Below are 13,000 nucleotides of genomic sequence, written 5' to 3'. Positions count from 1 at the left end.
GGAAGATGAAACGTTATGTCAAGAGAGTTTGTAATGGGACTAGATATTGGAACTACAAGCGTAAAGGCGTGTATATTTGATATCAAAGGAAAACTAATAGCGGAAACCGAGAAAATGAACAGCTTTCATTATCCAGAGCCAGCTTGGTCTGAACAAGATCCAATTGAAATCGAACGGTCTGCCGTTTTGGCCATTAAGGAAGCGATTGAAAAAGCAGGCATTAATAAAGATGAGTTAATTGCACTTGGGTTTTCAGCAGCAATGCATTCACTTCTTTGTGTGAATGAACAGGGTAAGCCGATTTCTCCTGGGATCATTTGGGCAGATGGAAGAAGCTATGCTCAGGCACAAGCAGTAAAAGGGACGATTGGGAGCAGCGTTTATTCAAAAACAGGAACACCTATACACCCAATGACTCCATTTAATAAGCTCTTATGGATGAAAGAAACAAACTATGAACCCTATAAAGAAGCGGCGTATTTTATGTCAATTAAGGAATATTTAATCCAATGTTGGTTTGGTCAAAGAGTCATTGATTATTCAATGGCTTCTGCTACAGGGTTATTTAATCCTGCTGCGCTTGATTGGGAGTCTGAATTGCTAGAAATGACAGGGATTACTAGGGACCAGCTTTCTGAAATCGTGCCGCCTACTAACGTGTTGTCCGGTATTAAAAGAGAAATTGCCGATGAGATGGGGATTAGTCCAGAAATGCCATTTGTAATGGGTGCGGCGGACGGCCAACTGGCAAACTTAGGAATTGGCGCCATTTTACCTGGAGAAGTGGCGGTTTCCGTTGGGACAAGCGGCGCAATCAGGCAAATCAATAAAGGGGTAAAAATTGATGTAAATCAAGAAACTTTTTGTTACTCCTTTACGGCTGATTCAACGATTGTAGGAGGACCGACGAATAATGGCGGCATCGTCTTACAATGGTTAAAAGATCTTCTCAATGACAAAAGGGATTTTTCAGATTTCTTAGGGGACGCAGAGAAGGTAGCTCCTGGTGCAGAGGGTATTCTGTTTCTGCCTTATTTGAATGGAGAAAGAGCACCAGTTTGGAATCAAAAGGCAAAAGGCAATTTTTATGGAGTTTCGATTACCCATAAGAAAGAACATTTTATCCGCGCTGTCCTAGAAGGGATTACCTTTAATCTTTATCAAATCGGCAAAGCGCTGGAAAGGTTGGCTGGCGAACCGGAAAAAATCTACGTTAACGGCGGATTGGCGAGGTCACCACTTTGGCTGCAAATGATGGCTGACATCTTTGAAGCGGAGATTTATGTATCCGAAAGCCACCACAGTGCCGCATGGGGAGCAGCCTGGACCGCTTTAGTTGGCATTGGCAAAGTAGATTCTTTTGAAGATATCAAAAAGAATATACCGATGGGTGATCCAGTGCTACCAGATAAGGAAAATAGTAAAGTGTACAAAGCGCTTTATGAAAACTATGAGAAGCTTGCTAGGGATATGGTGAAGTATTTTTAAATGAGCGTTATTGTTAAAAACTTTTTAGGGACAAATCTCGTATCGCGTGGTGGAGATTAGTCCTCAATAAGGGGTCTTGATGACAAATCTGTTTCGGGGGACTGGAGATTAGTCTTTAATAAAGGGTCTTGGGGACAAATCTTGTATCGCGTGGTGGAGATTAGTCCTCAATAAGGGGTCTTGAGGACAAATCTTGTATCGCGTGGTGGAGATTAGTCCTCAATAAGGGGTCTTGAGGACAAATCTTGTATCGCGTGGTGGAGATTAGTCCTTAATAACTGGTCTTGAGGACAAATCTTGTATCGCGTGGTGGAGATTAGTCCTCAATAAGGGGTCTTGAGGACAAATCTCGTATCGCGTGGTGGAGATTAGTCCTCAATAAGGGGTTTGAGGACAAATCTGTTTCGGAAGACTGGAGATTAGTCTTTAATAAAGGGCTTGGGGACAAATCACGTTACGGAACCAAAAGATTTGTCCTTCATCAAGATAATGAAGGACAAAACCCATCAAGAAACCCAAAGATTTGTCCCTCATTAAGGTCATGAAGGACAAAACTCATCAAGAAACCCAAAGATTTGTCCCTCATCAAGGTCATGAAGGACAAAACCTATCAAGGAATCAAAAGATTTGTCCATCATCAAGGCAATGAAGGACAAAACCCATCAATAAACCAAATGATTTGTCTTTCATCAAGGCTAATCTATAGAATCACATTAGAGTAAAAGGGGGGAATTCAATGCTTGAAGAGATTTTAAAACAAGTTCAAAAAGGAACCCTCAGTGTTGCGGAAGCAAAAGATCAATTAGCGACGTTTGAGAATTTGGGATTTGCAAAAGTTGACCACCACCGAAAGAAACGACAGGGCTTTCCAGAAGTGGTCTATGGCGAAGGGAAAACGGCTGAACAAATTATCTCCATCATCACAGCATTAAGGGCTAGAAACAATCAAGTCATGGTAACAAGAATTTCAGAAGAAAAAGCAGCAATCGTCCAGCAAGCTTGTCCTGAATTTACATATCATGAAATCTCTCAAATTCTTTTTTGGAAAAATCAAAAGGAAGCGATAGAAAACACTCAAGGTTACATTGCAGTTGTCGCTGCAGGAACCTCTGATTTACGGGTAGCAGAAGAAGCAGCGGTTACTGCAGAAATTCTAGGAAGTAAGGTCCATCGTATTTATGATGTTGGTGTAGCAGGAATCCATCGCCTATTAAATCATGCCGAAGAAATTCAAAAAGCCACAGTTTCTGTAGTGGTAGCTGGTATGGAAGGGGCACTGCCGAGCGTGGTTGGAGGACTTGTTTCTCATCCCGTCATTGCCGTCCCTACAAGTGTCGGCTACGGGGCTAACTTTAATGGGTTATCGGCTTTACTGACGATGCTGAATTCATGTGCTTCTGGAATTAGTGTTGTAAATATTGATAATGGTTTTGGCGGAGGATATAACGCTGTATTAATTCATCAACTTGCACAAAAAGGGGAAAGAAATGAAGACACTTTATTTTGATTGTTTTTCAGGAGTAAGCGGAGATATGGTGATTGGTGCACTCATAGACGCAGGTGCTGACCCGGTCAAATTAGTAGAAGAATTAAAGAAGCTAAATATTGAAGATGAATACGAATTAGCATGGAAAAAAGTCGTTAAAAATGGGATTACGAGTACAAAATTCGATGTGCTGCTAAAAAATCAACACCACCATCATCATGACCATGGACATTCACATAGCCACGATCACGATCATGACCATGGACATTCATTTAGCCACGATCACGTTCATGATCATGACCATGGACATTCGCATAGCCACGAACACGCTCATGACCATGACCACGAGCACGCACATACACATGATCATGCTCATGACCACGAGCACGTACATACGCATGATCATGCTCATGATCACGAGCACGCACATACGCATGGCCATGCTCATGACCAAGGGCACGTTCATACACATGACCACGATCATGACCACGGACACGCGCATACGCATGATCACGAGCATACCCATGACCACCATCATGACCATGCACACACACATACGCATGATCACAATCATGACCATGATCACCACCATCATCATGATCACCGATCATATAAAGATATTGTTCAATTAATTGAAGAAGCTGATTTTTCTCAACAAGTAAAAGATATTGCGTTAAAGGTATTTAAAAAGATTGCTGAGGCGGAAGGGCATATTCATGGTGTTCCATTGGAGAAGGTTCATTTCCATGAAGTGGGTGCAGTAGATTCAATTATTGATATTATTGGTGCTGCCATCTTAATTGATCAATTACAAATATCCGTCATCAAATCATCACCGATTCCTGTTGGCACAGGGAAAATTCGCATCGACCATGGAATCTATCCAGTCCCAGCACCAGCAACACTCGAGATTTTAAAAGGAGTCCCGATTGAACATTCAGAGGTGAGATTTGAGCTTACCACACCAACCGGAGCAGCAATCGTGGCTGTATTGGCCGAGGAATTCTGCTCTATTCCTTCAATGAAAGTTCGCTCAATAGGTTATGGTGCCGGGACAAAAACGTTTAAAGACCATCCGAATGTAGTTCGAGTCATCATTGGCGAATAAGAGTAACTGGGGATATCCCCACCTTGAAATGAGAGGAGTATTTAATTGAGTTCTCATCCTCCTAATTTTGAACATATAGATGACCAGATGATCAAAATGGAAGTTAACCTAGACAATATTCCTGGAGAATGGCTAGGTTATGTCATGGATTTGCTTTTTGAAGCAGGGGCAAATGATGTTTTTTATACCCCGATTTATATGAAAAAGAACCGACCAGGTATCTTGCTTCAGCTGCTTTGTTCTGTTGAAAATGTAAGTAAAATGAAGGAAATACTTTTTAAAGAAACAACCACACTTGGTGTACGCTATTATCCTTTAACGGTTCACCGCTTAGAAAGAGTTTTCAAAAAAGTGGAAACTGAGTGGGGACCTGTGACTGTAAAAGAAGGGATACTGAATGGAATTGCCGTGCAGCGTGCACCGGAGTATGAGGAATGTAAGAGCCTTGCACAACTCCACGATATCCCTTTAAAAAAGGTCTATGAACAGGTTTGGAAGAAAATCGATAGCTAACATAAACACAGAGGCTGTCCCAAAATATTTGGGGCAGCCTTTTGTTTTTAGCAATGTCACTTTTTACTGGATTTCCCCCTTTTAGACCATATTGACGCTATTGAAGGTGAATGTTAAACTGAAATTAATTAATTAGTTTATTAAACAAACAATAACTGTTCAATTCTGATTATAAATGAAAGGGTTTTCTGAATTTTCCCTAAACCTAAAAAAATCACAAATTTATCTAAAAAAACAATATTTTAAATCACCCCCTCGATTCGTAAAATGTTAAGTAAGAAGTAAACGTTTTCAAAGAGAAGGGGGGATTCACTTGGATTATATCAAAAAGCTATTTAAAGTTATTGACTCTATTTTCGAAAAATTCACTTTACTATTTTTAGTAGCGTTGATTTTTGTAGTAACAACACAAGTTATGACACGGAAATTATTTAATTTTGTATTCTTTTGGTCCGAAGAAATTACATTACTCCTGCTTGCTTGGTTTGCCTTTATGGCCATTGCAATAGGCTTTAGGGAATATATTCATTTAGGTATTGATTCCTTCACAAACCTATTTCCTAAATCGTTTAATAAAGTCTTAGATAAAATCATTAGTGCTTCTATTTTTGCTTTTGGTTTTTACCTGGTAGTTCAGGGGTGGGAATTTACATTGTTGACGGCAGAATCAACTCTTCCAGCAACAAAACTTCCAAGTAGTATCACATATTTGGCTATGCCAGTTACGGGTGTTATGATTTGCGGTTACTCGCTCCTGCAATTCTTCAATATTAACACAACCAGACATAAGGATTTGGAGGAGGGTTTATAAAATGGACACAAACACAATCGGAATTATTATCTTACTCTCAAGCTTTGTTATTCTAGTTCTGCTTCGGTTTCCGATTGCTCTTACGCTTGTGGCATCGTCCTTGCTAACAGTAATCTATATGAAAATTCCGCTTCCGGTTATTGGACAGCAAATGGTTCAAGGAATGAACTCCTTTTCCCTGCTAGCCATCCCATTCTTTATCCTGACAGGACAAATTATGAGTGAAGGGGGACTGGCATTAAGAATCGTAAATTTTGCGAGTTTACTAGTGGGTAGAATACGCGGTGGACTTGCAATGGTAAATAGTGTGGCTGCCTTGTTCTTTGGCAACATCTCAGGGTCTGCAGTCGCAGACGTTTCATCAGTCGGATCTGTCATGATTCCAATGATGAAAAAGAAAGGATATGAAGCAGATTATGCTGTTGGTGTTACCATCGCATCTGCTATCCAAGGTGTAGTTGTACCTCCGAGTCATAACTTGGTTCTTTACTCGTTAGCAGCCGGGGGCGTGTCCATCGCCAGTCTATTTATGGCAGGTATTGTACCTGGATTCATTATGTTAATTTCGCTTATGATAACAGGCTATATTATTGCTAGAAAAAGAGGATATCAGAAAGCGGACCCAGTGCCCAAATCACAAATCGGCGGTATTCTCCTTCACGGTCTTTTATCCTTAAGTCCAGCTGTCATTATCCTAGGCGGAATCATGAGTGGCTGGTTTACAGCCACTGAGTCAGGTGCGTTAGCATGCTTATATTCTTTTATTCTAGCATTTGTCATTTATAGAGAAGCACCAATCTCAAGTATTTGGAAAATACTCACAAATACAATGAGGACGGTTTCAATGGTATTTTTCTTAATAGCTGCATCCGCCTCCTTTGGCTGGATACTAGCCTATTTGCAAATCCCTGCTATGGTGACAGACCTGTTCTTAAGTGTTTCTGATAATCCAATCGTTATTTTATTGATTATTAATCTCTTATTGCTTCTTCTAGGTGCACCAATGGACATGGCTCCAATGATTTTGATTATGACACCTATTCTTCTTCCTGTTGTTACAAGTTTTGGGATGGACCCTGTCCATTTCGGGATTGTACTTATCTTAAACGCAGGTATTGGCTTATTAACACCGCCAGTTGGAACCGTTTTATTTGTTGGAGCGGCGATTGGAAAGGTCTCGATCCAGCAAGCAACGAAAGCGATGATGCCATTTTTCTATGCTTTACTAGTTGTTCTGTTAATTATCACCTATATTCCAGAGGTTGTTATGTGGCTGCCAAATATGTTAGTCGAGTAGCCTGGGAAAAATGGTGAAGATTATATAAAAAATTAAAAGGGGTGTAGATTTTGATCAGTAAAAAGTTTACAGGTATTTTAGCCGCAACACTTTTAATGGGCTCAATCCTTGCTGCATGCGGCGGGAAAGAAACAACTAATACAAAGAGCGAAGGGAACAAGGAAGAAGAAAAACCATCCTATACATTCCGTTTAGCAGACAATCAGCCGCCAGATTATCCGACAGTCCTTGGTGACAAAAAGTTTGCTGAATTAGTAGAGGAAAGATCAGAAGGCCGTATCAAAATTGAAGTCTATCCATCTGCGCAATTAGGCGATGAAAAATCAGTACTTGAACAGGTACAGCTTGGGGCTATTGAGTTTACTCGAATCAATTCCAGTCCACTTGCTGAATTCAATAATCAGTTTACGCCACTAGGACTTCCTTATGTATTTGAGAGTGAAGACCACCTTTGGAACTTCTTAAATGGAGAAATGGGAACTAAATTACTAGATGGACTTGAGCAATCTAAGATGAAGGGTCTTGCCTTTTATGATTCAGGATCACGTAGTTTCTACTCGACTAAACCACTTAAAGGTGTAGAGGATTTAAAAGGACAAAAGATTCGTGTACAACAAAGTAAAATCAATATTGATTTCATGGCGGCATTAGGAGCAAGTGCTACTCCAATGCCTTATGGGGAAGTATTCAGTGCCCTTCAAACTGGAATTATTGATGGAGCAGAAAATAACCTGCCAAGTTTAGACTCTTCTAACCATTATCAAGAGGCTAAAAACCTGATACTTGACCATCACCAACGTATCCCTGAAGTTCTTTTAATTAGTAAAGTAGCTTGGGATAAGCTTGACGCCGAAGACCAAAAGCTTATTAAACAAGCAGCTCTTGATTCTGTTGAAACACAAAGAGCAGAGTGGGATAAGTATGAAGAACGTTCTGAAAAGAAATTAAAAGATGCAGGTGTTACATTCACTGAAGTCAAGGATCTTAAACCTTGGACAAATGCTGTAAAGTCTATGAATGAAGAATATACAAAAGAATTTAAAGAAGTAATGGATGCAATAGAAAAAGCACGTCCATAATCCGAATCAATAAAAATGCCTAGCTGGTAAGTTTCACCAATTCCCGGCTGGGTCTTTTCTATTTTGATTTTAGGTAAGAATAGATAGGAAGTGAAAAAATGCAACAGCATAGGGGAAAAATAGCAGAATTTATTAAAGAGTATGTTCTCTTAAAGAATCAAACATTAATGGTGAAGCTTTGCATTTTTTCTAGCTTTCTCGTGATCTTGCCTGTTCTTTCAGTAGGAATTATCTCCTATCATCGATCCTCCGCTGAATTGGAAAACGAGCTCCGGCAATATAGCGGCCAAGTTATTGGTCAAGTAGAATCACATATTGAATATTATTTTCAAGAATTTGAGATTACAAGCTTAAAAATTATAAACTCTCCGGAATTATCCAGCCTATTTAAACATGAAAAAAGTGACCATATAGTGGTATCAGCCAGGGACACACTTAAGTATGCTGCGTATTCTCGAGCAGATATTTCTAACATCACTGTTTTAGTAGATGACGATATTGTTATCGATACCCTCGGGGTAAATAACTTCTATCCTTCTACGAAAATAAAAGAAGAATATTGGTATTCATCGGTTCCTATGAACGGGATGCCTATGTTAGTAACTAGAACCCTTAAACTAAAAAATAAAGATCAGCCGGTTATTTCTCTTGTTAGGAGATTATACAACCCTGATACTCTCCGGCCAGTGGGAATGCTCGTTATTGACATAAATTTTAGAAGAATTGAGGAGATCTCCAACAAAGTAACGATTAGTAAGAACGGATATTTCTTTATTTTGGATTCAAAAGGACATTATGTCTATCATCCTGATTATTCGAAGCTTGGAAAAAAAGTAGAATTTAGCCAGCTCTTACAACTCGAAAATAACGAAAGCAGCACGCAAATTTTACAGAACGAGAGGGAGGATTTTGTCACTTATACTTATTCCTCAAATATAGGATGGAGGTTTTTTACAGCCGTACCATATAAAGATTTAACGGGAGGAATTATTCAAATCGGAAGAACCATTGTTTTGACAATAATCATCTCGTTAATGATTGCCTACACGATAGGATTTGGATTTGCAACAAGTCTGATCCGCCCGATTCGGCGCCTGAAGAGGTTTATGAAGGAAGTTGAAATTGGAAACCTTAGCGGTCGAGTCCCAGTGGATTCAAACGATGAAATTGGACAGTTATCTGCTGGATTCAATCATACGGTTGAAAAACTATCAGATTTACTTGAAGAAGTATACGTTTCCAAATTGAAAGAAACAGAAATGTCCCTTAAACAGAAAGAGATTGAAATAAAAATGCTTCAGTCTCAAATGAACCCTCACTTTTTATATAACTCTCTTGAAACCATTAGAGGGATGGCATTAGAAGAAGGTCAGGAAAATATTGCAATTATGTCCTTTTCCCTTGCGAAGTTGCTTCGGTATAATCTTAAAAATGATTCTTCCACCGTTAGTCTTGGAGAAGAAATTAGGTTTTGCAAGACGTATCTTCAGATTCAGAAGTTTCGATTCGAAGATCGATTTGAGTATGAGTTGGATATTCCTGAATGGGCAATGGAGCTTCAGGTAGTAAAGTTCTCACTTCAGCCAATAGTTGAAAATTGCTTTGTTCATGCCAACGGCCGAGGCTGTCAAAAGTTAAGAATTACGATAGCAGTCGTTCCCCATTCTAAATCTTCTTTTATGATTGCAGTAAGAGATACAGGCGTAGGAATTCCGGATCACATTTTAGATGAACTTACTAGAAAGCTTGAACAGAAATCGACAAACTCAGATGGGAAACATATCGGCTTATTAAATGTCCAACAGAGGATTCATTATGTGTTTGGCGCAGGTTTCGGACTTAGTGTTAGAAGTCAGTTGGGAGCAGGCACGGTGGTCGAGATGGAGCTGCCAATGAGGGAAAATACAGAAGAAAGGGAGATTGAATGAAAAAGATCTTGTTAGTTGATGATGAGAGATGGGTACGTACCGCTCTTAAGTGGACGATAAATAAATTGCATCTTCCCTTGCAGGTTATCCATGAATGCCAAAATGGATTAGAAGCATTAGATTGGATAAAGATGAATGAAGTGGACTTAATTTTAACGGATATCCGAATGCCGGTGATGGACGGTCTTGCTTTGGTTAAGGAACTTAATAGTCTAAATGGGGAATACGATGTGATTGTTATCTCTGTCCATGATGAGTTTCAGTTTGTTCAGCAGGCAATGCGAAGCGGTGTCACGGATTACCTGCTAAAACCGATCGAGGAGAATGAAATAAAGGTTTGTCTAGAGAAATGGCTAAATAAAAAAAGCAATGAAAGTAATACGAGTAAGCAGATGCTATCTGAGAATGAAAATCTTCCTTTATCAACAATCGATCGAATCTTGGAATATTTAGAGAAAACACCTTTAGATCAAATCACTTTAAAAGAAGCTGCAGAAAGTATTCATATCAATCCCAGTTACCTCAGTCAATTGTTCAAACAACAGCTTAATAAAAAGTTTGTTGATTATATTACGGAACTAAGAATTGAAGAAAGTAAGCGATTATTGCAAAATACAACCTTAAGAATGTCAGAGATTGCCGAAAGAGTGGGATATTCTGATTTAGCTTACTTTAGTAACAATTTTAAGAAGATAGTAGGAAGTTCACCATCAGAGTATCGGAATAACAACAGCAAAACCGGTGATGGTAATTTAATTAAAAGATAAGGTAGAGTCAGAAAGTATATTTCTGATTCTTTTTTTTATAAAAAGGGAAGAAAGTCATAGGTATTATTGACTAATAATTCAAAATATTAAAATATCACAAAAATACCTAAAAAAACTCGCTATTTAGCAGGATGCTTTGAATTATATCATTATACATAGATACGCTAACTTAGTTTTTGTAAACGCATTCAATTAAAAAAGGGGGAAGAAAAAATGGCTTCACTATCAAAGCAGATTAGAAAATCTTCAAAACTAAGAAAAAAACTCCTCGCAACTGCACTAACTCTATCATTAGTTGCGCCAGTGATTGGACCGCAGGCAGGATTTGCGGATGACCAAGGGTACACAGGTGATGAAGGGGAAGCAACTCCGTATGTTGGCCGAGGTGCAATAACAACTTTTAAAGTTGCAAAAGCTGAAGGCCAGCCAGAAATTGAAGTAGCAACTCAAGATAGAATTCTTGAAATCAGTGGCAAATATTTTAGAGATGCAAATGGAAATAAAAGCTTAGATGGTTATGAAGATTGGAGAAAGCCCGTTTCAGAGCGTGTAGCAGATTTGATTAGTAAAATGAGTCTTGAGCAAAAAGCTGGATTGATGTATATCAATACTCACACTCCAGTAGCTGATCCTGCAGATGGGAAATTTGTAACTGAGGCTAATGCTAGTATTGTTATTAACAAGAAATTACGCCACGTAATTTACCGTCTATCTCAAAACTTAGGCGATGTTGCCAATTATAATAATCAAATGCAGCAATTAGCAGAGGGTCTAGAGCTAGGGATTCCAGTGGTTATTACTTCAAATCCGAGAAACTCTGCCTCAACCGATTATACAAATATTACGAACACTCAAGACCAACATACTTTCTGGCCAGGAACATTAGGTTTAGCAGCAGCTGGAGATGTAGAAGCTGTTGGTGAATTTGCGGAAATTGCCCGCCAGGAATGGAGAGCTGCTGGTATTCGTAAAGTTTACGGATACATGGCTGACGTTGCAACAGACCCACTATGGGCAAGAATTGAGGAGACATTTGGCGAAGATCCAAAAGTAGTTGGCGACATGAATTATGAAATCATCAGAGGGTTCCAAACTGAAAAACTTGGTACAGACAGTGTAGCTATCACAGTTAAACACTTCCCTGGCGGTGGAGCTCGTGATGATGGGCAAGATCCTCACTTTGCAAACGGCAGCTTTAACATTTATCCTACTGAAGGAAGTTTGGAGAAGTATCATATTCCTCCTTTCCAGAAAGCGATTGAAGCTGGTGTAGCATCGGTTATGCCTTATTACGCTTATCCAAGTAATGATAGTGCTGATCAAGGGTTAGAACCATATAGTGAAACGCAGCAATTTGAAGAAGTTGGTATGACTCTAAATAAAGGAATCATCGATTACTTGCGTGAAGGTCTTGGTTTCAAAGGATATATTAACTCTGACTCTGGTGCTGTAGCTGGCAGTGCATGGGGTTACCTAGTAGATGAAAATGGAAATCCAATTCCAAATGTACAAAAAGTGGCCAAAGCATTAAATGCAGGAACCAATATTATTTCAGGTGGGTCAACACCAGAGCTAGTAATTCAGGCTGTTAACGAAGGTTTAGTAGATATATCAAAGGTTAACGAATCCATTACTTATACCCTATCAGAAATGATGACTCTGGGTCTATTTGAAGACCCATATGTAAATCCTACAGAAGCCATTGCTGCTGCAAACAATGAAGAACACAGAGCATTAGCCTATGAAGCGCATCAAAAGTCAGTCGTTTTAATGCGTAATGATAAAACCAAAGGTGAAAAACTATTACCGTTAACAGAAAAAAAGTTAGAAAATGTTAAGCTTTATGTTGAAGGATTTATTGGGGTTGCTCCAGGAAGAAATAATCCTAATCCCCAAAAAACTATTAATGAAGAATCAGCAAAACAAACTGCTGCATTTAATGCAGACTTAAAGAATATGCTCAAAGAAAAATTCCCTAACATTACGTTAGTAGATAGTGTTGATCAAGCAACTCATGCATATTTATATATTAAACCAACGCAATCTAACTGGGATAACAACCCACGTATTGATGTTAATGAAACAACAGGTATTCTTGAATTAGATCGAATCATTGAAATTCAAAAAGCTGTTCCGACCATTACTGCGGTAAACTATACTAACCAATGGCTAATTAACGAGCTTGAACCAAATTCTGCAGCATTAATCGGTACTTTTGGAACGCTTCAAGAGGCGGTATTCGATGTAATCACTGGAGAATTCAATCCTGTTGGTAAGCTTCCATTCGCTATTCCAGCCAGTGCGGAAGCAGTAGAAAAAGAAGTCGGGGATGTTCCAAGCTTTGCTCCTGAAGAATATAAACATTTCACTTATAAGAATAAAAGTGGTGACAAGTACGAATTCGGATTTGGTCTTTCTTACAACCAGAAAGTACCTGCTCATGCGGGTGAAACAGGAAAGCCTGACCATGCAGGTGAAACAGGAGTGCCGGCTCATGCAAAAAAATAAGAATTAGGTTGATAT

At 39.1% G+C, this 13,000-nt stretch carries 8 protein-coding genes and 1 pseudogene; all 9 read left to right on the top strand.

What is annotated here, in order from left to right; all coding sequences use genetic code 11:
• Window positions 1–15: 15 nt before the first annotated feature.
• Complete coding sequence (locus ABC255_RS26185; protein ID WP_412998053.1) at window positions 16–1,488, top strand: gluconokinase; 1,473 nt, start codon at window positions 16–18, stop codon at window positions 1,486–1,488.
• 736 nt (window positions 1,489–2,224) lie between these two features.
• Window positions 2,225–2,995: a nickel pincer cofactor biosynthesis protein LarB gene (larB, locus tag ABC255_RS26180; protein WP_412998051.1), complete on the top strand. Its 771-nt coding sequence runs from the start codon at window positions 2,225–2,227 to the stop codon at window positions 2,993–2,995.
• Window positions 2,976–4,595: pseudogene (gene larC, locus ABC255_RS26175) on the top strand (nickel pincer cofactor biosynthesis protein LarC). Before larB ends, larC begins: the two are co-directional and overlap by 20 nt.
• 313 nt (window positions 4,596–4,908) lie before the next feature.
• Window positions 4,909–5,406: a TRAP transporter small permease gene (locus tag ABC255_RS26170; protein ID WP_335530525.1), complete on the top strand. Its 498-nt coding sequence runs from the start codon at window positions 4,909–4,911 to the stop codon at window positions 5,404–5,406.
• A gap of 1 nt (window position 5,407) precedes the next feature.
• The gene (locus ABC255_RS26165; RefSeq protein ID WP_412998049.1) at window positions 5,408–6,703 is read left to right on the top strand and encodes a TRAP transporter large permease; all 1,296 of its coding nucleotides are present in this window, start codon (window positions 5,408–5,410) and stop codon (window positions 6,701–6,703) included.
• Window positions 6,704–6,753: 50 nt separating this feature from the next.
• The gene (locus tag ABC255_RS26160) at window positions 6,754–7,782 is read left to right on the top strand and encodes a TRAP transporter substrate-binding protein (protein WP_412998047.1); all 1,029 of its coding nucleotides are present in this window, start codon (window positions 6,754–6,756) and stop codon (window positions 7,780–7,782) included.
• 98 nt (window positions 7,783–7,880) lie between these two features.
• Complete coding sequence (locus ABC255_RS26155) at window positions 7,881–9,710, top strand: sensor histidine kinase (protein WP_412998045.1); 1,830 nt, start codon at window positions 7,881–7,883, stop codon at window positions 9,708–9,710.
• Complete coding sequence (locus ABC255_RS26150) at window positions 9,707–10,477, top strand: response regulator transcription factor (protein ID WP_412998043.1); 771 nt, start codon at window positions 9,707–9,709, stop codon at window positions 10,475–10,477. Before ABC255_RS26155 ends, ABC255_RS26150 begins: the two co-directional genes overlap by 4 nt.
• Before the next feature lie 213 nt (window positions 10,478–10,690).
• Window positions 10,691–12,985: a glycoside hydrolase family 3 protein gene (locus tag ABC255_RS26145; protein WP_412998041.1), complete on the top strand. Its 2,295-nt coding sequence runs from the start codon at window positions 10,691–10,693 to the stop codon at window positions 12,983–12,985.
• Window positions 12,986–13,000 lie beyond the last annotated feature (15 nt).

It is taken from the genome of Neobacillus canaveralius (assembly GCF_047237705.1).
Classification (GTDB): domain Bacteria; phylum Bacillota; class Bacilli; order Bacillales; family Cytobacillaceae; genus Neobacillus; species Neobacillus niacini_K.
Note: the sequence above shows the minus strand (reverse complement) of the source record. Positions and strands in the feature narration are given on the sequence as shown.

Excerpts from the sequence above, each read along its gene's own strand:
- ABC255_RS26150 (WP_412998043.1), top strand. The coding sequence starts at position 9,707 with ATGAAAAAGATCTTGTTAGTTGATGATGAGAGATGGGTACGTACCGCT.
- ABC255_RS26145 (WP_412998041.1), top strand. The coding sequence starts at position 10,691 with ATGGCTTCACTATCAAAGCAGATTAGAAAATCTTCAAAACTAAGAAAA.
- ABC255_RS26185 (WP_412998053.1), top strand. The coding sequence starts at position 16 with ATGTCAAGAGAGTTTGTAATGGGACTAGATATTGGAACTACAAGCGTA.
- ABC255_RS26165 (WP_412998049.1), top strand. The coding sequence starts at position 5,408 with ATGGACACAAACACAATCGGAATTATTATCTTACTCTCAAGCTTTGTT.
- ABC255_RS26155 (WP_412998045.1), top strand. The coding sequence starts at position 7,881 with ATGCAACAGCATAGGGGAAAAATAGCAGAATTTATTAAAGAGTATGTT.
- larB (WP_412998051.1), top strand. The coding sequence starts at position 2,225 with ATGCTTGAAGAGATTTTAAAACAAGTTCAAAAAGGAACCCTCAGTGTT.